Origin of the sequence: Arthrobacter sp. AFG20 (genome assembly GCF_002892795.1) — a bacterium.
In the GTDB taxonomy this organism is placed as follows: domain Bacteria; phylum Actinomycetota; class Actinomycetes; order Actinomycetales; family Micrococcaceae; genus Arthrobacter.
In genome coordinates this window covers 276948-296760 of record NZ_PJMC01000004.1, presented here as the reverse complement: position 1 = coordinate 296760, position 19813 = coordinate 276948, and the positions used below count along the sequence as shown (strand labels likewise).

The following is a 19813-nucleotide window of genomic DNA, read 5'->3' as shown; positions in this document are numbered from 1 at the left end:
TCTTGCGGATCTTCGGGGCCCGGATCGGTAAGCGAGTGTTAATACGGAATGGTGTCCGAATACATTGGCCATGGAAGTTGGATGTCGGAGACGACGTTTGGATAGGTGTGGACGTTTGGCTCCTGAACCTAGAACCCATCACAATCGAATCGAACGTCTGCATCTCCCAGGCGGCGATGCTGTGTACTGGAAGTCACCAGGCAGCGAACCCGGCCTTTGAGTTCGACAATGGCCCCATCCACGTGTCGGAAGGTGCTTGGATTGCCGCGAGAGCGACCGTCCTCCGCGGCGTCAAGGTGGGACGAAGTTCAGTCGTTGGCGCAACAGCTCTTGTCGTCCAGGATGTACCTGACCATGCAATGGTTCTGGCACCGCGAGCTCAGGTGAAGATAGTAGAAGCAGAACAATGAGAATCATTCAGATTGCCACACTTATTTCGCCCAGCGGCGCCTATGGTGGCCCCATACGAGTTGCTGTAAATCAGACGCGCGCTCTACTTGACGCGGGCCACGACGTGATTCTGGCCGCTGGTGCCCAAGGATTTGGACGGCGACTACCGAAAGAATATGACGGTGTTCCAGTAACACTCTTTAAGGCCTTCAAACCAGTCCCTAAGAGTGGGTTTTCAGGCCTGGTGGCCCCAGGCCTTCAGGAATGGCTAAATAAGGCTACGTCCTCCGCAGACGTTGCCCACATCCATCTAGGCCGTGACCTGATTACGTTGCCGGCCGCCTCGAAAATCCGCCGCCAAAATGTCCCATACGTGCTACAGACGCACGGAATGATCACACCATCGAGCCATCCCATGGCTGGCACGGTCGACGCGCTTTGGACCAAGCCTGCGCTCTCGAATGCTAACAGTATCTTTTTTTTGACTCCCGAGGAACGACGCGGCTTGTCCGAACTAGCGCCCACTCTTTCAAACCTTCAGGAGCTACGAAATGGAGTTCCGCCAGCAGCGCTCAGCCCCAGTTCAGCTGATAACGGCTCACTTGAGGTTCTTTTCTTGGCACGCCTCCACGCACGCAAGCGCCCACGGATGTTTGTCTCCGTAGCAAAAGCACTTCATCGCAGGTACCCTCATGTTCGTTTTTCAATAGTCGGTCCCGACGAGGGCGAAGGAACTGCCGTTTCGGCGGCAATAAAGGAAGCAGCGATGGGCGATGCACTTAAATGGGAAGGCTCTCTACGCCCTGAGGACACGTCCTCCAGAATAGCTAGGTCAAACGTCTACGTATTGCCATCCGTTGATGAACCCTTTCCTATGTCTGTACTCGAGGCGCTTTCATTGGGAAAGCCCGTCGTTGTAACTGACAGCTGCGGCTTGGCTGCAGATATCGGTGAATCGAAAGCTGGAATTGTCGTTGACTCAAGTTTAAAGACTCTCACTCTGGCTGTCGAGCAGCTTATTGCAGACGCAGAATTTCGCAAAATGGCTGGGCAGCGAGCGAAAGTCTTAGCCGCTGAAAAATTCAGCATGGAAGTAGTATGCACGCAACTCGAACGTACCTATGCAGCAATTGCACGGCGTGCTTGAAATTGGGGGGGGGTAGTATGCCTGGAATGCGCAACCTGGTAATCGTCCAGCCTTACGTTCCAAAGTACAGACTCAGTTTCTTTTCTCGCCTCATCGGCGAGTTGGAACATTCAAATATACGATGCCGAATCGCTGCGGCGATGCCATCCGGGCATCAGGCAAATCGAATGGATGCAGCGAGCGCAGACTGGCTCATTCCGATCCGTCACCGACTGCTTCACCTCGGACATCGCACGGTTACCCTCGGCGGCGCGGCAGAGTCGTGGGCGGGGGCAGACGGCGTCATTGTAGGCCATCTAGGTTCGTCATTTGATACTTACCGAGCGATCGTCGATGCCAGATGGCATCGGAATTTCCGCGTTGGATTGTGGGGGCACATAAAGTCGTATGTCTCAGATAGCAATCCTGTTGACGCGATGCTGGAGCGGTGGCAGCTCCGACAAGCAGATCACGTATTCGCTTACTCGTCCGGTGGAAGCGCCTACGCAGCTACGGCTGGTGTTTCTCCAAAACGACTGACTACTGTTATGAACACAGTTGACACGCGAAGTCTGGCTTGGGCTCGAGAAAGCCTGAGGGAGGCCGAGGTTTCCAATTTCATGTCTCGTCACGGACTCAGGAGAGGCCGCACGCTCGGGTTCATTGGGGGCCTCGACGAAAGCAAGCGCATATCATTTTTAGCGGCGACATTGGACCAGTTGTGGACCACAGACCCGGACATCCGACTCGTGGTGGGCGGAAGCGGTGCACAGTCCAATCTGCTGGACGCCTCGGTCTCAAGAGGTCAAACGATTCGGCTGGGGTATGCCGGACCGGCCGATCAAGCACTTATCGGCCGATCTGCGTCAGCCTTGATCATGCCCGGACGCATAGGCCTGATCGCTGTGGACGCCTTGGTGCTCAAAATTCCAATCCTGACCACAAATTGGCGTTATCACTCGGCTGAATCTGAGTACCTTGTTGAAGGAGTCTCCCGCTTCACCTCTGAGAACGATGTTGAATCATTTGCCACATTAGTCCATGGATTCATGCGGCATAAAAGCATGACAACTCCTGATCAAAGTTGCCAGAGTTGGAAATATCCGACCATCGATGACATGGTGGCAAACTTCAGTACAGGTGTGCTGAGAATGTTCGATGAGAAATAGTGCCATCTTGAAGCGGCACTTGCTTATTCAGCACAAATCTCCAGATGGGATCCACCAAAGTTGAAGATTGCAATACTCGGCATCAACTACGCGCCCGAGCCGACGGGCAACGCGCCCTACACAACCAGCTTGGCGCAGGGTCTTACTGCGGCCGGCCACGACGTCCAAGTTTTCACTGGCTATCCCCACTATCCCGAGTGGCAACTGAAGAGCGGATACGTGGGATGGAAAAGCCATGAAGTGATAAACGGAGTAAACGTGAACCGCCTCCGACATTTCGTACCGCGCGTGCCCAGCGCAATACGTAGAATGCACATGGAATTGAGCTTTGGACTACGTCTCATGTTCACGTCGTGGGGCAATCCTGACGTTGTTTTGGTTATAAGTCCCGCGCTTTTCTCCTCCGCGCTCGCAATCCTGCGTGTCAAACTTTCCTTTCGTCGCCCTGCCGTTGGAATTTGGGTTCAAGATATCTATAGTCGCGGTGTGGTCCAGACGGGTGCGGGTGGCAATAGGATCGGGGGAATTATGGCAAAGATTGAATCGCTCACCTTGCGTTCCGCTGACGGAGTGGTAGTCATCCACGAACGATTCAGGCAGTACATCGTCGGCAGCCTTAAAATCCAACCAAACGCCACGCGAGTCATTCGCAACTGGACGCATCTCCCCGCCTCGCCCTCGTCAGGCCGTGACGAAACCCGCATCAAGTTGGGATGGGCTCCCGAGGACATAGTGGTCCTCCACGCGGGCAACATGGGCAAGAAACAAGGTCTGGAAAATGTAATTGAAGCGGCGCGCTTGGCACAGGAGGGTAGGAGCCGCGTCAAATTCATTTTGATGGGCAACGGGAACCAACGCGGTTCGTTGGTTTCGAAGGCTGCAGACATGAGCCGAATCGAGTTCCTTGATCCGCTACCCGGCGACGACTTCCAGCGTGCCTTGGCCGCAGCGGACATCCTGCTAGTAAACGAAAGGCCAGGGGTAACAGACATGGCAGTACCTAGCAAACTTACGTCTTATTTCAACGCTGGCCGACCGGTGATCGCTGCAACGGATCAAGGAAGCGTTACGGCTGCTGAGCTCCTAGCCTCAGGCGGGGGCCTGAGAGTGGATGCCGCGGATCCCGCGGGACTGCTAAAGGCCGCAGAAGAAGTCGGGCAAGACGTTGCAATGGCATCGAATCTAGGAGCCCAGGGGCTGCGCTTCCGGCATGACACATTGTCTGAGACCGCCGCGTTTGCACAGTATGATGATTTCATCAAAAGTCTGGCAATGTCGCGCGGCCATTAGGTTGCGCGACTCTTCTTTGGCACCACATGGGGGCACTATGACAAAGCGCGCACTTATCACCGGCATCACCGGACAGGACGGCTCGTATCTCGCAGAGCTGCTGTTGAAAAAGGGCTATGAGGTCCACGGTCTTATCCGACGGGCATCGACCTTCAACACTGCCAGAGTCGACCACCTGTACGTAGACCCGCACGACCCCAAGGCAAAGCTCTTCCTGCACTATGGCGACCTAAGCGACGGCGCACGTCTAGTTACGCTCCTGGCCGAGATCAAACCCGATGAGGTCTACAACCTGGCCGCCCAGTCCCATGTTCGCGTTTCCTTCGACGAACCAGAACATACCGGCGATACAACTGGCGTCGGCACGATACGCCTCCTTGAGGCCGTTCGAATGTCCGGGATCGACACGAAGTTTTACCAGGCTTCGTCTTCAGAAATGTTCGGTGCCACTCCTCCGCCGCAGAACGAAGAAACTCCGTTCTATCCGCGGTCGCCCTATGGGGCTGCCAAGGTATACAGCTATTGGATCACGAAGAACTACCGCGAGGCCTACGGGATGTTTGCGGTCAACGGAATCCTCTTCAATCACGAATCCCCTCGTCGCGGCGAGACTTTCGTCACGCGCAAGATCACTCGCGCGGTAGCAGCCATCAAGGCTGGCAAGCAAGATTTGTTGTACATGGGTAACCTTGACGCAGTGCGCGACTGGGGTTATGCAGCCGAGTACGTTGAAGGTATGTGGCGCATGCTCCAGGCCGATGAGCCTGATGATTTCGTTCTCGCCACAGGCGGTAACTACACGGTACGCGACTTCCTTCAGATTTCCTTTGAACACGCTGGGTTGAACTGGGAGAACCATGTTCGGTTCGACGAGCGCTATCTCCGTCCCACTGAGGTTGACGCCCTCGTAGGCGATGCGTCGAAGGCTCAGGAAAAACTTGGCTGGAAGGCCTCCGTACATACGCCGGAACTCGCACGCATCATGGTGGACGCTGATATTGAAGCGCTGAAGCACGCCGGAAATCACTGGATTGACACCGTTCACCTCGATAGCTGGAAGAACTGATGGGAGGGGACTTGGACTTCGTGCCCGCCCCACTAGAGCGTTCGGCGTCGTTCTATGTTGCAGGTCACCGGGGACTGGTCGGCTCGGCAATCTGGCGAAACCTTGAAAAAGAAGGTTTTAGTAACCTCGTGGGACGCACGTCAGCGGAACTCGATCTGAAGAACCGTGACGAGGTTTTCGCCTTCTTTTCGGAAAACACTCCGCGTTACGTCGTGCTTGCTGCGGCCAAGGTCGGTGGCATTCTCGCCAATAACACTTACCCCGTAGATTTCCTGAGCGATAACCTGCGCATTCAGGTGAATGTACTGGATGCTGCCCGCGAGCACGGTGTGGAACGAGTTCTCTTCCTGGGATCTTCGTGCATATATCCCAAGTTTGCAGAGCAGCCCATCCGAGAAGACTCGCTCCTCACCGGTTACCTTGAACCGACAAATGATGCCTACGCAATCGCCAAAATTGCCGGCATTATGCAGATTCAGGCGATCCGCCGACAGTACGGTCTTCCGTGGATATCGGCGATGCCGACCAATCTTTATGGCCCCGGCGACAATTTCTCACCTAACGGGTCGCATGTCCTTCCCGCCCTGATCAGGCGTTACGACGAAGCGGCCCGTGCGGGAGCTGAAACTGTAACTAACTGGGGTACAGGCTCGCCTAGGCGGGAATTCCTCCATGTTGATGACATGGCCGCGGCCTGCCTCCACCTCCTGGAAAACTACGATGGGCCTTCGCAGGTCAACGTTGGGACCGGAACTGACGTCACGATCAAGGAGCTCGCATCCCTGGTTGCAGAGGCCGTCGGATATCAGGGAGACATCGGATGGGATGCCTCCAAACCTGATGGAACACCGCGCAAGCTGCTTGACGTATCTAAGCTGACAGAGGCCGGCTGGTCGGCCTCCATCGGACTTCAAGAAGGGATTCACTCAACAGTCGACTGGTACCGGGAAAACCTCGAATCCCTACGGGGCTAATCGACGTTATTCATCACACCAGAGTCTCGGTGAGTTCGCTTTGAATTGGGGGAAACTTGATGCCTGCGGGCGCTGATTGGCGTACACGATCTTCTCGCCTCCTGGGCGTTGTTGATGCGTTCGTCGTCGTTTGGGCAGTGGTAGGCGCCTTCATTATCAGGTTCGGCCTTGAACCGGATTTTGTAGTAGCCGGCCAGGAATTTGCGTATGCATGGCTGTCCGTGGCATTGGCGGTCGTCTGGTGGCTAATGCTGGGGGCTTGGAACAGCCGGCAGACCCGCGTTCTCGGTTCTGGGCCAGACGAATACAAGCGCGTTGCGGCCGCTTCACTCTGGTTGTTCGGGCTTGTCGCCATCGTCTCGTACGTTTTCCGCGTCGACACGGCAAGGGGATACGTTGGAGTTGCACTTCCGGTAGGGCTATTGGGCCTGCTGATAGGGCGGTGGCTGATCAGGCAGCACCTCAACGTCAACCGGCAGCGCGGGCACAGCATGTCTCGGCTACTTCTTCTCGGGGGGCCTAGTGCCGTCGCGCATCTGGCGTCTTCCCTCGATACGGCCAAGCACGCCGGATATCTCCCCGTAGCTGCTTACATGCCAGGCGCCTACGAAGGGCGGGACCTCGAGCTGGAGTGTGGGTTACCGGTGCTGGGTCACAGGCCCGATGCAGGTTCAATAATTGAAGCTATCGAATTCTGCGGCGCGGACGCAGTTGCCGTTTCTGCTGGGGTCCAACTGCATCCACAGACACTGAGGCATCTGGGATGGGAATTGGCTTCACGCAATGTGGGGCTCATCATGGCGCCCGCGCTCACAGATATCGCAGGACCTAGGATCCACACACAGCAGGTTGCCGGCCTTCCTCTTATTCATGTAACAACGCCGACTCTCGAAGGTGGGCAGCGAGTTGCCAAGCGTCTGTTCGACGTCGTTGTCTCTGCGGCCTTGATAATCTTGGCTGCACCCATCATGGCGGTCGTCGCCCTTCTGGTCAGAGCTGAGTCGCATGGACCCGTACTTTTCAGGCAAGTTCGCGTGGGTATTGAGGGGACGCACTTCAATATGCTCAAGTTCCGTTCAATGGTGACGGATGCAGAGGATCGGCTGGCCGAACTGTCACATCGGAATGAAGGCAACGGAATTCTTTTCAAGATCAAGGACGACCCCCGGATTACGCGAATTGGTCGCGTCCTCCGTAAATTCAGCCTTGACGAGCTTCCTCAGTTATTCAACATACTGGCGGGTTCGATGAGCCTCGTAGGACCGCGGCCACCTCTGCCGCGTGAAGTTGAAGCCTACGAGCAGGATGTGCGCCGAAGATTGTTGGTAAAGCCCGGTCTTACGGGACTTTGGCAAGTCAGCGGCCGGTCAAATCTGTCTTGGCAGGACTCTGTAAGACTCGATCTGTACTACGTTGAGAACTGGTCATTGGCCGGCGACCTCATCATTATCTTGCGAACCGTCCGCGCTGTATTTCACAGCACCGGCGCCTACTAGCAATTCGCCGCGCGGACGTCAGGCCTCCTGGGAAGGAATTTTCATCATGCGCATTTCAGTCATTGGTTGCGGATATCTCGGTGCAGTGCACGCGGCTTGCATGGCAAAACTGGGACATGAAGTTGTGGGTATCGATGTAGACGACCAAAAAATCCTCGAACTGTCGGCGGCCCGCGCGCCCTTTTATGAGCCCGGGCTGGAGGCACTTCTCCGAGAAGTCCAGGACACAGGCCGACTGTCATTTACAACGGACGTATCGGCTGCGGCTGGTAGTGAAGTTCACTTCATCTGTGTGGGCACGCCACAGAAGAAGGGGGAAAACGGCGCCGACATGACCTACGTCGATGCTGCCGCCTTGGCCTTGTTGCCGTACTTGTCGCCCGGAGACGTCGTCGTAGGCAAGTCAACTGTTCCCGTGGGGACAGCGGCTCGTCTGGCGCAACTTGTCCGTGAGGAGGAACCCGCTTCACATCTCGTGTGGAATCCGGAGTTTCTCCGCGAAGGACATGCTGTCGCAGACACTCTTCAGCCTGACCGATTTGTCTATGGCGTTCCAGATGGCTCAGAGGACCACCCAGCCGTCGCGATACTTGATGACGTATATGCATCGCCCCTGGCAGCAGGTACTCCGCGGCTTGTCACGGACCACCCCACCGCGGAACTCGTCAAGTCCGCAGCAAACTCCTTCCTCGCCACGAAAATTTCCTTTATCAACGCCATGGCGGAAGTTTGCGAAGCGTCCGGAGCGGACGTCATCCGTCTGGCTGACGCCATCGGCATGGACGACCGTATCGGGAGGAAATTCCTCCACGCCGGTATTGGTTTTGGAGGTGGATGCCTCCCCAAGGACATCCGGGCCTTCATGGCTCGTGCGGGTGAACTCGGGGCAGATCAGGCACTAACATTCCTGCGCGAGGTCGATGCCATTAATATGCGTCGGAGAACGCGAGTCGTGGAACTAACACGCGAGCTCTGTGACGGCACGCTGCTTGGTAAGAGAATCACCGTTCTTGGGGCCGCATTCAAGCCAGAAAGTGATGACGTACGGGATTCGCCAGCACTGAGTATCGCAGCCCAACTCCAGCTCCAAGGAGCGGTGGTTTCGGTGACCGATCCGAAGGCACTAGAGAACGCTGCCAAGCGGTTTCCCGAGCTGCAATTCGAGTCGGACATGTATGGCGCAATCTCGAAGGCTGACGCATTACTTCTTCTGACCGAGTGGGAGCAGTACCGAAACCTGGATCCCTATGCTCTTCTGAGCCGGGTGGGCTCCCCACGTATCCTTGACGGACGAAACGTACTGGACCCTGAAAAATGGCGGGCAGCTGGCTGGACCTATCGTGGACTAGGGCGGGCATAGCGTTGTCAGATTCACACGATGCCGCTGCCGACTCCGGTGGGACCGGCATCTCGACCACCGACGAGTCAGGGCCGCGCCGCCGCCGACTTCTGCTCGTAGCCACGGGAGTGGCTGCGCTGGCTGTCCTGACGTTGGCCGGGGCCGCGTGGTTGGGACTCAAGGCAGCCGCCATCAGTACTGACCTGAATGCCGCAAACGAATTGGTGCCAAAGCTGCGGAACAACGTTCTCACTGACGACGGAAACGCGGCGGAAGTCACCGTGAGAGAGCTTCAGGAACGCACTTCCAGAGCACGGGAGGCGGCCACTGATCCGGTCTGGATGATGGCTTCGGCAATGCCTTGGTTCGGAGCTAACTTTCAAGCAACGAGCGAGATCGCTGCATCGGCTGACGACGTCGCCAAACTGGGCGCCGCGCCATTGGTGGGCATCCTCAAGACGCTTGACTGGAAGTCGCTTCTGCCGAACGAGCAAGGATTGGACCTAGGACCGCTAGCGGCAGCACAGCCCCAGCTCGCTTCCGCAGCTCTGGCCGTACGTCAATCGTCAGACCGGCTGAATGGCATCAACGCGGACGCGCTGATGCCGCAAATCTCTACCCCTCTCATTCACGCTCGAGAACAGCTCCAGTCATTGCGAGTCGGCCTGGACTCCGCGGCCGACGCCGCCAGGGTCCTGCCGGGGATGATGGGCGAGAAATCATCGAGGCACTACCTTTTGCTCATCCAAAACAACGCCGAGTTACGGGCCACGGGCGGAATTCCTGGCGCACTGGCTGTTCTGAATGTCGATAATGGAAAGCTTTCCCTCGATTCGCAAACCAGCGCTAGCGCCCTGGGGGCCTTTAATCCTGTTGTGAGCGTGGACCCGGAGCAAAGCAGCATCTTCTCAGCGCGTCTCGGCAAGTTCATGCAGGACGTGAACCTGACTCCTGACTTTCCGACAGCTGCGCAGACTGCCCAGACAATGTGGAAAAAAGAGACCGGCGAGCAGCTAAACGGCGTTCTTTCCATCGACCCTGTCGCGCTCAGCTACGTCCTGGATGCCACGGGCCCTGTCCGTGTCAACGATCCCCATCTTCAAGAAATCAGTCAAGGCAACCTGCCGGCGGAACTCACGTCAAAAAACGTGGTTCCGACTTTGCTCTCAGATGTTTACTCAAAGATCTCGGAGCCCGAGCTGCAGGACGTTTACTTCGCCGGTGTCGCCCAGGAAGTGTTTTCCAAAGTGTCGTCGGGGAGCGGCGATACCAAGAAGCTACTTGATGGACTGACTCGTGGAGCATCCGAGGGAAGAGTTCTTCTGTGGTCCTCCGACAGCGACGAGGAGGCCGTCATCTCCAAATACACACTGGGCGGTTCCATTACCGGTACCGGCATCTCCCCTGCCCATTTCGGCGTGTACTTCAACGATGGCACCGGCGCAAAAATGGACTACCACGTGAAGAGAACTGTGCAACTAATCGAGGAATGCCCTGCTGGTGGCTACTCGGAGATCAAAGTGCGCATCACAAGCACCAATACGGCACCGAAGGACGCAGCGACCTCTTTGCCCGAATACGTGACTGGTGGTGGCGCGTTCGGTGTTCCAGCAGGGAGTGTTCAGACCAACGTCATCGCGTACGGACCCGTTCAGTCGAACGTGGAAACAGTGCTGGTGGCAGGCAAGAAAACTAGCTTCGCCTCCCAGCGTCACAGCGGCCGACCAGTAGGTTCTGTCACAGTCCGTCTCGCCCCAGGAGAGAGCAGCACCGTTGATTTCACGTTCGGCAAGATAGTGCAGCACACGCCACCGAAACTGTCTGTAACGCCAACAGTTCAGGCCCTGAAAGATGTTGTTTTGGACACGATTCCGGCGCAATGCCAACCGTCTGCGTAGCCAACTCATTAACAGTATGTAAAGTGTCTGGATTGACTTTGGAGACACCCTTGTCAGGATGGTAATCTTTCCATGGGTAACACCACGAGATTCGCCCCACGGTCACATGGGGATGGGGAATCTCCACAATTATGTGACATCCGTGTTAACAGGTCTCAGGGGGGACAAATGAAGAAGTCTTTTGCTGCGCTCGCGCTTGCAGGAACCATCGCACTTGCCGGTGCTGCACCGGCACTGGCCACTTACCCGGCGCCGGGAACGGGAACGGGAACCGTGTCCGACGGTACTGTTGCTCCGGGTGAAGTTTTCACATTCTCCGGAACCGGCTTCCTGGCTGGCGAAACCATCACCATTACCATCACTCTGACCAGCACTCCGCAGGCGCTGGGTGGCGGCTTCTCGGGTGGGGCCAGCATGTCGGTTCCGTCCAAAATCAATGTCCTGGCAGCACCGCAGACCGTTACCACGACGGCGGCGGCTGACGGTTCCTTCTCCGCCCCGATCCGCCTGGGCCGGCCTGGCACCTACACGCTGACCGCAGTAGGCAACACTTCCGGCCACACCGTAACGCAGAGCGTCACCGTCGTTGCCGGCGCGGACAGGGGCGTCGTCAACGCTGCAGACAACGGCACTGGCCTCTCCAACACTGGTGGCAGCGGCGCAGGCTTGGCTAACACTGGTGCTGACTCCAGCCTCGTTCTCTGGTCGCTGGTTGGTGGCGGTGCACTGGTCGCCGGTGCCGCTTCGGTGGTCGTAGTTCGCCGCCGCGCTAACGCTGAGGCATCTGCCTAAGCGTTAGGCTCCATGCTTCAAAGCAGGGACCCGTTCCGGACTCGGAACGGGTCCCTTCCTTGTTTCAGACCATTACACGTTAACGAGCGAGGCCCCGACAATCGTCGAGGCCTCGCTCGTTAGCCTTTTAACCGTTGAAGTTCTTCATCCAGGCTTTTAGATCCTCGCCGAACTCGGGCCGCTCGGAGGCCAGCGTGATGACGGCCTTCAGGTAGCTCAGCTTGTCGCCAGTGTCGTAGCGGCGCCCGCGGAAGACGACGCCGTGCACGCCGGACCCCTCACCCTCGCCTGCGGCAAGGGTCTGCAAAGCGTCAGTCAGCTGGATCTCGCCGCCGCGGCCCGGCTCGGTCCTCTCAAGGACGTCGAACACGGCCGGGTGCAGCACGTAGCGGCCGATGACTGCCAGGTTGGACGGTGCCTCGTCCACTGACGGCTTCTCCACCAAGCTGTTGACGCGGACGTAGCCTTCACCATCAACGGCTGTGATGTCGGCGCAACCGTACGCGCTGATCTGGGACGGCTCCACCTCGATCAGGGCAATCACCGATCCGCCGGTCTTGGCCTGGACCTCGATCATCGTGGTCAGGAGCTCGTCGCGCTCGTCGATTAGATCGTCGCCGAGCAGCACCGCAAACGGCTCGTCTCCGACGTGCTGGCGGCCGCACAGGACTGCGTGTCCAAGTCCTTTGGGCTCACCCTGCCGGACGTAGTGGATGGGCCCCAGACCGGAGGCATGCTGGACGGCGTCGAGGCGAGCCTGGTCGCCCTTCAGCTCGAGCGTGCGCTCCAGGGCAGGCGCCCGGTCGAAGTGGTCCTCCAGCGCCCGCTTGTTGCGGCCCGTAATCATGAGCACGTCATCCAAGCCGGCACTGATGGCTTCTTCTACGACGTACTGGATGGCCGGTGCGTCGACTACCGGCAACATCTCCTTCGGCATCGCCTTTGTGGCGGGCAGGAAGCGCGTACCCAAACCCGCGGCCGGAATAACTGCTTTACGAACTGATTTCCCCAATGTCATGGGACGAACTGTACAAAATTGACTTGCAAAAAGTGAAATTTCGGACCTTAGATTTCGGCGCTGACGCACACTCCCGTAGCTTTTCTGTATGGGGAAATGGAGTAGAGCGGACGCTACAGGGATGGCACGTGTGCTTCTGGCGCTGTACCTGGCCGCCCTCGCGTTCGTAGCGTTCTGGCCAACCCCTGTTGACCGGCCAGTGGCTGGACGCCTGCAGACAGTGTTGTTCGCACTTCACCACTCAGGTCTGCCCGAGCTGATCAACTACAGCTTCGTGGAATTCGCCTCCAACATCCTGCTGTTTGCCCCTATCGGCATCCTCGCAGCCCTGGCTTTCCCGACGTTTCATCGGGGGCGCATCGTGCTGGCCGGCTTACTGGCTTCCTGCTGCATGGAACTGGGACAGAAGCTCTTCCTGCACGACCGGTTTCCCAGCGCCATGGACATCGTGGCGAATACGGCCGGAGCGATGCTGGGGGTTTGGGTTTTGGGCGTGGTGGAGCAGTGGTTTCGCGAAACTCAGCCGGCCCCGCCGCCTAAGCCTGCCCGGCCCCCGAAGATTGGTTAGCCCTTAAAGTTGGGCTCGCGCTTTTCCTGGAACGCCCGGAAGCCCTCGGCGTAGTCCTCCGTCTTGCACAGCCGCGCCTGCTCGGCGTTCTCCTCCTGCATCGACGCCCACAGGCCCAGATGCTGGTCGCGGATATGCGCCACCAATTCTTTGCTCGCCTTGAACGCGCCTGTCGCACCGGTGGCCACCTTCGTGACGATGGCACGCGTGGTGTCCAACAGCTCGTCCGCAGGCAACGCCCGGCTGAACATCCCCTGGGCCACTGCTGCGGCACCAGAGATCAGTTCGGCCGTGTAGATCAGGTCCAGCGTCCGGTGCATGCCCAGCCGCTCGGTGAAGTACCAGTGCCCTCCCGAATCCAGCGTCGCGCCCAGCTTGGCAAACGGCGAACCGAATTTCGCGTTCTCCGCCACATACACCACATCCGTCGCCAGGAGCAGCCCCAGGCCCACGCCCAGGCACGCACCCTGCGCCGCGGCGAACGTCGGGGCCGGGAAGGCGGTCATCTTCTGCAGCAGCGGTTGCACCAGCCCGCCCAGGTACGCCTCGGCGTCGTCGTTCTCCGGGGTCACGCCGGCGATGTCCCGGCCGGCGCAGAAGGCGCGGCCCTCTCCCCTGAGCAGCAGCGCCCGCACCTCACCGCGCGAGGCGGCGGCAGCGGCGTCGTCGTATGCCTGGGACAGATCCGCCAGCGCCTGCTCGTCCAGCGAGTTCAGTTTGTGCGGGGCGTTGAGGACCACTTCGGCGACGCCGTCGGCAATGGAAAGGGAAATCATGGCTGCTCCTTTGAGACCGGGAAGGGCGGGACAGAAAGCTACACGTCGAAGTCGACGGTGACTTCCTTGCTCGTGGGGTGGCTCTGGCAGGTCAGGACGTAGCCCTTGTCCAGCTCGTCCTGCTCCAGCGCGTAGTTTTCGTCCATGGTCACGGTGCCGGTGACCACCTTGGCGCGGCAGGTGCCGCACACTCCCCCGGCGCACGCGAACGGCACGTCCGGGCGGACCCGCAGCGCCGCGTTGAGGATGGACTCGCGGGCGTGCGTGGGGCTGGCCACCTCGCCCTGCAGGCCGTCCAGCTTGAACGTGATCTTGTACGTCTCCTTGGACTCGTCCTCGATGACGGGCCGGCCGGCGTTGCCCTCGGGCCGGTCCGGCTTGCCGGAGGTGAACAGCTCGAACCGGACGTGCTCCGGCTTCACGCCGCGCTCGGCCAGGGTGTCCCGGCACAGCTGCACCAGCTCGAACGGCCCGCACAGGAACCACTCGTCCACGTCGTCCGCGTGGATGGCGGTGCCCAGCAGCGCCCGCAGCTTCTCGGCGTCGATCCGGCCGCTCAGCAGCGGCGCGATCCGCTGCTCGCGGGAGAGCACGTGGTGCAGCGCCATGCGCTGCGGGTACCTGTCCTTCAGGTCTGCGAGCTCCTCGAGGAACATCACGTCCATGGCGGCCTTGTTGGCGTAGATGAGGTCGAACCGGGTGTCGGGGCTGGCGGCCAGCAGCGTCCGGGCGATCGCGATCACCGGCGTGATGCCCGAGCCCGCGGCGATGGCCACGAAGTTCCCCGGCTCCCCCGCCAAATCTTCCGGATGGTTCATGGAGTTCATGACGTTCTGGTCCACGGCCTGCCCGTCACGCCCGTGCTTGGACACGAACGCGCCCATGGGGCTCATGACCTCCAGGGTGTCCCCGGCCTTCAGCTCGGCGTTGGCCCACGTGGAGAACAGCCCGCCCAGGTCCTTCTTGATGGCCACCCGGATCTCGCTGCTGCCGTCCGCGAAGCTGCGCGGCTCGGCGCAGATGGAGTAGCTGCGGCGGATTTCCTTCGGCTCGCCGGTCTCATCCGGCAGCGTGGTGCGCAGGGCCACGTACTGGCCCGGCAGGTAGTCGAACTGCCCGGCGAGCCCGGCCGGGACCGCGAAGGTCACCTCGATGGCGTCCTCGGTGAGCCGGCGCACCTCCGCGACGGTGAGGGTATGGAAGGACGGACGACGGCGGCCGGTGGCCTGCGCCGATTCGGCGGCGGTCTGGCGGACAACGGGCATGGGCTTTTTCCTTACAGGACTTTGAAGTAGTCGAACGGTTCCTTGCAGTCCTGGCACACGTACAGCGCCTTGCAGGAGGTGGAACCGAAGCGGGTGAGTTCCTTGGTGTTCAGCGACGAGCACTGCGGGCACTTCACGGCCAGGCTCAGGCGGACCGGGCCGTTGTGGCCCAGGGCGGCCCTGCCCGACGGCGGGGCGATGCCGTACTCCTGCAGCTTGGCCTTGCCGGCGTCCGTCATCCAGTCCGTGGTCCAGGCCGGGGCGAGCACCAGCTCCACGTGCACGCTGGGGTAACCCTCCTTGTGGAAGGCGGCCTTCAGGTCGTCGCGGATGGCGTCCATGGCCGGGCAGCCCGAGTACGTGGGCGTGATGGTGACCTGGACAGCGGGAACCAGCCCGCCGTCGTCGAACAGCCGCACAGCGCGAAGAATGCCCAGGTCCTCGATGGTGAGCACCGGGATCTCCGGGTCGCAGACGGTGGCGGCGACGGCCCACGCCTTCTGCTCGGCGGTGACTCCGGCCTTGGTCTCGAAGTCCGAGATGTACACGGCAGTCACCAGCTGGCTCCCGGATGCTCGCGGGCCAGCACCTGCATCTCGGCGAGGACGTAGCCCAGGTGTTCGGAGTGCTTGCCCCGGCGGCCGCCGCCCGGTGCTGCCGGGACATCCGGCACCTCCAGCTCGGCCTCCTTGAGGACCTCGCCGGTGAGGCGGTCAAAGTCCGCCTCCAGGCTGGAAGGCTCGACGGCGGCACCCGCCTCGGCCAGACGGGTCACCAGCTCGTCGTCCTCGAAGAGCTCACCGACGTAGGGCCAGATGAGCTTCAGGCCGTGGATCATCCGTTTGCGGGATTCGTCCGTTCCTCCGGCCAGGCGGAGGACCCACTGGGCGCTGTGGTCGCGGTGGTAGTCCACTTCCTTCACGGCCTTGGCGGCGATGGCGGCCAGCGTGGCGTCCGTGGATTCGGTCAACCGGCGGTACAGCTCGAACTGGTAGTAGCTCACCACGAACTGCCGGGCGATGGTGACGGCGAAGTCCCCGTTGGGCTGCTCGAACAGGTGCGCGGAGCGGAACTCGTGCTCGCGGCGGAAGTAGGCGAGGTCGTCCTCGGTTTTGTCCCATACACCGGCGGCGTAGCTGAGGAACGAGCGGGCGTGGCCCAGCTGGTCCAGGGCGATGTTGCCCAGGGCCACGTCCTCCTCCAGTTCGGGAGCGCGGGAGATCCAGTGGCCCAGGCGCTGGGCGAGGATCAGGGCGTCGTCGCCGAGGCGCAGCGCGTACTCGGCCACGTCCCCGGTGGGCCTGGCGAGGCCGGTGCGGACCTCGAGCGCGATGTCCTCCGGGCGGAGCGCGTTGCCCGGGGTGATGCGGGTGGCACTGGCCGACCCGTCGCCGCTGGCGCCTGCGCCCGCGACGCCGACGGAGATGTCACCGTGGCCTGCGGTCTCTGTTTGTTCCGGAGCCGTCACAGGTGCTTCACTCCCTCGCTCTTGGTGTAGTACGTGGCGTGCCGGTAGTCCTTGCCCTGCGGCGATTCGAAGAACGCGCCCTTGGCGTCCGGGTCGCTGGAAGCAATGGCGTCCGCCGGGACCACCCAGATGGACACGCCCTCGTTGCGGCGGGTGTAGAGGTCGCGGGCGTTGCGCAGGGCCATGGCGGCGTCCGGCGCGTGCAGGCTGCCGGCGTGCACGTGGGAGAGCCCGCGGCTGGACCGGACGAAGACCTCCCAGAGGCCCCAGGCATTGCCGCTGGTTTCGGCGGGAGCGGCCGTCGGGCTCGCCTTTGGAGCCTCGCGGTTGATTTCAGTGGCCGAGCTGGCCGGAACTTCCGGGTTGCCATGGGGACTCATGCTGCGAATTCCTTTGTCTTCATTGACTTTTTGTGTGCGTAAGCCGCCGCTGCCTCGCGGACCCAGGCGCCGTCGTCGTGCGCCTGCCGGCGGCGCTCAAGCCGCTGCGAGTTGCAGGGGCCGCGGCCGGCCAGGACTTCCTTGAACTCGTCCCAGTCCAGCGGGCCGTGTTCCCACTTCTTGGTGTCCTCGTTGAAGCGGACCTCGCTGTCCGGGAGGGTGAGGCCCAGGACCCTGACCTGCTCCACCATCATGCCGACGAACCGCGAACGCAGCTCATCGTTGCTGAAGCGCTTGATGTTCCAGGCCATGGACTGCTTGGAGTTGGGGGAATCGTCGTCCGGCGGGCCGAACATCATCAGGGCCGGGGCGTACCAGCGGTTCACGGCGTCCTGGGCCATCTGCTTCTGCGCGGGCGTTCCGTTGGAGAGTTCCAGCAGGATCTCGAAGCCTTGGCGCTGGTGGAAGGATTCTTCCTTGCAGATTCGGACCATGGCCCGGCCGTAGGGGCCGTACGACGCGCGGCAGAGCGGCACCTGGTTGCAGATTGCGGCGCCGTCGACGAGCCAGCCGATGGCACCCATGTCCGCCCAGGTGAGGGCCGGGTAGTTGAAGATCGAGGAGTAGCGGGCCTTGCCGGCGATGAGGTCGTCCATCATCTGGTCGCGGGACTGGCCCAGGGTTTCGGCGGCGGAGTAGAGGTAGAGCCCGTGGCCGGCCTCGTCCTGGACCTTGGCCATGAGGATGGCCTTGCGCTTCAGGCTGGGGGCGCGGGAGATCCAGTTGGCCTCGGGCTGCATGCCGATGATCTCCGAGTGCGCGTGCTGCGAGATCTGGCGCAGGAGTGTCTTGCGGTAGGCGGCCGGCATCCAGTCTTTGGGCTCAATGCGGGAGTCGTCGGCCATGACGCGGTCAAAATACGCCTGGCCGTCGGCCTCCAGCTGGTCCTGGGCCTTCGCTTCCTGGGGGGCTGCCGGCTGGTCAGGCACTGACTGCAGATTCTGCGCTGCCATGGTTGCTCCTATGCATTCACGTCCGTACTCGGATTATTTACCGACCGTTCGTTCAGGATATGCGGAAGCGGCGAAGGGCGTCAAGCAACACAAGTGCTGCCCTGCCCGAACCATGTACAGGTCCGGAGAACAGGAGTATTTTTCAAAGCAGGGTTTCTGCGTGGCTGAAGTTTCCGCAGGCACCTCCTCCGGCATCGTGCACCGCCGGGGGAGACCCGCTGCAGCCTCACGGCGGACGTCGTGCACCCCCGAGGAAAGAGCCTCACGTGGCCACCTCCCATTTCCAGCAGTTCCTTCATGATGCCACCACCCCCGCCGCAGACACCGACAGCCCCCTGGGGCCGGACTGCCTGTACGGGCTGTATACAAGCTGGTGCCTGCTCCAGGGCGTGAAACCCAAACGCCCCGCCGTCTTCAGGGCACGAATGCGCCTGTGCGGGGTGAATGTCCGCAAGGGCAGACTGAGGATGAAGGGACGCGCCGCAGCGGACTACATCCTCTCCAGCTACCCGTTCGCCCTCTGATCATGGCACCGGGTTTCCATGGCTTCCGCCAGGACGGAACCGGCCGGCACCGTGTGCCCCCGGTGATGTGCGGACACTGCGGCACCGACCGCCATCTCACCATCAGGTCCGTCACCGGGCTGCAACACTCGCCGCCGGAGATCGTCCTCGTCGCCTACACCTGCAGCCGATGCGGGCTCTTGAGTGAGCATCCCGCCCAGGCCGCGGATCTATCGATGGTCCTGGCCCGTGCCGACCAGACAGGGGACGTGCTGATCTTCGGCGGACACTACATCCACTGTGGACAGCCGATGCGGAAAGCCGGGTCGGAACTCCGGCGGCTCTCCGCTCCCCTGTCCACCGGAAGCACGGATGGGGACACCCTGGATGTTTACCTCGCCACCCGGTCCTCAGGTGCGACTGCGGCTTCCAGATGGAACTGCCGGAATAGCCACTGGCGGCAGAACCCGGCTTAGGCCGACTGTTTCGGCCGCCACACGCCGAAGCGGTTGCCCTGCGGGTCGAGGAGGTGCGCGAACTCAATGGCTCCATTGTCTACGAAGGGGACGGCGACGCTCGCACCGAGGGACTCGGCCTCGGCGATCGCCGCCTTCACATCGTCCACCTGCACATAGAAGATGGCCCAAGCGTTTCCGCCCAGCGAGGTGGTGTCCCACAGACCGCCCTTGTCGCCGTTCACCATCCGATAGCTGGCCGGCGAGGGTTCCCCAAAGGTCCATTCGAATAGTGAGCCGTAAAAGTTCCGTGCGGCATCCGGGTCGGGCGAACCGATCTCGAAGTAGTTGACTATGGCGGCCATCGCAGTGTCCTTTCGGATCGCTAGGGCATGACCTTGTACAGATCGATGGCGGTCTCTTCGGGAGGGGCCGCGAACCCGCCCTCGATGCCCTGCTGCATCCGGGGCATGAGGATGCCGTCGCGGAATTTCTCCCAGCTCTCCTTCGACTCATGGACGGCCATGATGGTCCAACCACCGGCAGAGGCGCCGGCCGCATGGAAGATCTGGCCGTCGGGCAGCAGCCCCTCGCCGGGGTGAACAGCGGCGATTGAGGCGTCGTACTGCTCCTTGGTACCCCCTGCAAAGAAGTGCACGATTCCGTACGGTGCGGCGTTCATAACTGCTCCTTGGATGATCCGGATTGAGCTGGACACGCCAAGCAATAGACCCGGTCATCCGGGATGTCAATGGCGCCCGCCCTGGACCGCGGCGGCCCGGCAAGCGCTGGGCGTGTATCCGGCGCCGTCCTGACCCTTCAGCTCG

General features: G+C 60.8%; 21 protein-coding genes. 12 read left to right on the top strand and 9 right to left on the bottom strand.

What is annotated here, in order from left to right:
• Positions 1-406: 406 nt before the first annotated feature.
• From CXZ05_RS06780 to CXZ05_RS06745, 9 genes are all read left to right on the top strand, one after another.
• Entirely contained in the window at positions 407-1537 is a 1131-nt protein-coding gene (locus CXZ05_RS06780; RefSeq protein WP_102971841.1) for a glycosyltransferase, read from the top strand.
• Positions 1538-1563: 26 nt separating this feature from the next.
• The gene (locus CXZ05_RS22800; protein ID WP_146033063.1) at positions 1564-2685 is read left to right on the top strand and encodes a glycosyltransferase; all 1122 of its coding nucleotides are present in this window, start codon (positions 1564-1566) and stop codon (positions 2683-2685) included.
• A 60-nt stretch (positions 2686-2745) separates the two neighbouring features.
• Entirely contained in the window at positions 2746-3975 is a 1230-nt protein-coding gene (locus tag CXZ05_RS06775) for a glycosyltransferase family 4 protein (protein ID WP_102971840.1), read from the top strand.
• 37 nt (positions 3976-4012) lie between these two features.
• A complete protein-coding gene (gmd, locus tag CXZ05_RS06770) occupies positions 4013-5041 on the top strand; it encodes a GDP-mannose 4,6-dehydratase (protein WP_102971839.1) in 1029 nt (342 codons plus the stop codon).
• 11 nt (positions 5042-5052) lie between these two features.
• Entirely contained in the window at positions 5053-6015 is a 963-nt protein-coding gene (locus tag CXZ05_RS06765; RefSeq protein ID WP_374754631.1) for a GDP-L-fucose synthase family protein, read from the top strand.
• Between the two features lie 59 nt (positions 6016-6074).
• Positions 6075-7511, top strand: coding sequence for a sugar transferase (locus tag CXZ05_RS06760; protein WP_102971837.1), 1437 nt, complete (start codon positions 6075-6077; stop codon positions 7509-7511).
• Between the two features lie 46 nt (positions 7512-7557).
• Positions 7558-8871, top strand: a complete 1314-nt coding sequence (locus tag CXZ05_RS06755; protein ID WP_102971836.1) for a UDP-glucose/GDP-mannose dehydrogenase family protein — start codon at positions 7558-7560, stop codon at positions 8869-8871.
• A 107-nt stretch (positions 8872-8978) separates the two neighbouring features.
• Entirely contained in the window at positions 8979-10748 is a 1770-nt protein-coding gene (locus tag CXZ05_RS06750) for a DUF4012 domain-containing protein (RefSeq protein WP_258006475.1), read from the top strand.
• Between the two features lie 168 nt (positions 10749-10916).
• Positions 10917-11540, top strand: coding sequence for an LPXTG cell wall anchor domain-containing protein (locus CXZ05_RS06745; protein WP_102971834.1), 624 nt, complete (start codon positions 10917-10919; stop codon positions 11538-11540).
• 127 nt (positions 11541-11667) lie between these two features.
• Here the strand turns inward: CXZ05_RS06745 and galU are convergent, their stop codons facing one another.
• The gene (gene galU, locus CXZ05_RS06740) at positions 11668-12558 is read right to left on the bottom strand and encodes a UTP--glucose-1-phosphate uridylyltransferase GalU (RefSeq protein WP_102971833.1); all 891 of its coding nucleotides are present in this window, start codon (positions 12556-12558) and stop codon (positions 11668-11670) included.
• Positions 12559-12679: 121 nt separating this feature from the next.
• Here galU and CXZ05_RS06735 point away from each other — a divergent pair, with 121 nt between their 5' ends.
• Positions 12680-13126, top strand: a complete 447-nt coding sequence (locus tag CXZ05_RS06735) for a VanZ family protein (RefSeq protein WP_258006474.1) — start codon at positions 12680-12682, stop codon at positions 13124-13126.
• On the opposite strand, the gene CXZ05_RS06730 is transcribed toward CXZ05_RS06735, so the two are convergent.
• Genes CXZ05_RS06730 through paaA form a run of 6 tightly spaced genes read right to left on the bottom strand, consistent with a single transcriptional unit; the run spans position 13123 to position 18028 of the window.
• Complete coding sequence (locus tag CXZ05_RS06730) at positions 13123-13902, bottom strand: enoyl-CoA hydratase/isomerase family protein (protein WP_102971831.1); 780 nt, start codon at positions 13900-13902, stop codon at positions 13123-13125. The genes CXZ05_RS06735 and CXZ05_RS06730 overlap by 4 nt on opposite strands.
• Positions 13903-13940: 38 nt before the next feature.
• The gene (gene paaE / locus CXZ05_RS06725) at positions 13941-15167 is read right to left on the bottom strand and encodes a 1,2-phenylacetyl-CoA epoxidase subunit PaaE (protein ID WP_102971830.1); all 1227 of its coding nucleotides are present in this window, start codon (positions 15165-15167) and stop codon (positions 13941-13943) included.
• Between the two features lie 11 nt (positions 15168-15178).
• Entirely contained in the window at positions 15179-15715 is a 537-nt protein-coding gene (paaD, locus tag CXZ05_RS06720) for a 1,2-phenylacetyl-CoA epoxidase subunit PaaD (RefSeq protein WP_102971918.1), read from the bottom strand.
• A gap of 5 nt (positions 15716-15720) precedes the next feature.
• Positions 15721-16635, bottom strand: coding sequence for a 1,2-phenylacetyl-CoA epoxidase subunit PaaC (gene paaC, locus CXZ05_RS06715; protein WP_102971829.1), 915 nt, complete (start codon positions 16633-16635; stop codon positions 15721-15723).
• Complete coding sequence (paaB, locus tag CXZ05_RS06710; RefSeq protein WP_102971828.1) at positions 16632-17015, bottom strand: 1,2-phenylacetyl-CoA epoxidase subunit PaaB; 384 nt, start codon at positions 17013-17015, stop codon at positions 16632-16634. Before paaB ends, paaC begins: the two co-directional genes overlap by 4 nt.
• The gene (gene paaA, locus CXZ05_RS06705) at positions 17012-18028 is read right to left on the bottom strand and encodes a 1,2-phenylacetyl-CoA epoxidase subunit PaaA (protein WP_102971827.1); all 1017 of its coding nucleotides are present in this window, start codon (positions 18026-18028) and stop codon (positions 17012-17014) included. Before paaA ends, paaB begins: the two co-directional genes overlap by 4 nt.
• 266 nt (positions 18029-18294) lie before the next feature.
• On the opposite strand from paaA, the gene CXZ05_RS06700 reads away from it, so the two are divergent.
• The gene (locus CXZ05_RS06700; protein WP_102971826.1) at positions 18295-18552 is read left to right on the top strand and encodes a hypothetical protein; all 258 of its coding nucleotides are present in this window, start codon (positions 18295-18297) and stop codon (positions 18550-18552) included.
• 2 nt (positions 18553-18554) lie between these two features.
• The gene (locus CXZ05_RS06695; RefSeq protein WP_102971825.1) at positions 18555-19007 is read left to right on the top strand and encodes a hypothetical protein; all 453 of its coding nucleotides are present in this window, start codon (positions 18555-18557) and stop codon (positions 19005-19007) included.
• On the opposite strand, the gene CXZ05_RS06690 is transcribed toward CXZ05_RS06695, so the two are convergent.
• Both CXZ05_RS06690 and CXZ05_RS06685 read right to left on the bottom strand, forming a co-directional pair.
• A complete protein-coding gene (locus tag CXZ05_RS06690) occupies positions 19004-19351 on the bottom strand; it encodes a VOC family protein (RefSeq protein ID WP_102971824.1) in 348 nt (115 codons plus the stop codon). The two genes, CXZ05_RS06695 and CXZ05_RS06690, sit on opposite strands and share 4 nt — an antisense overlap.
• Before the next feature lie 20 nt (positions 19352-19371).
• Positions 19372-19668, bottom strand: coding sequence for a hypothetical protein (locus CXZ05_RS06685; RefSeq protein ID WP_102971823.1), 297 nt, complete (start codon positions 19666-19668; stop codon positions 19372-19374).
• Positions 19669-19813: the final 145 nt, after the last annotated feature.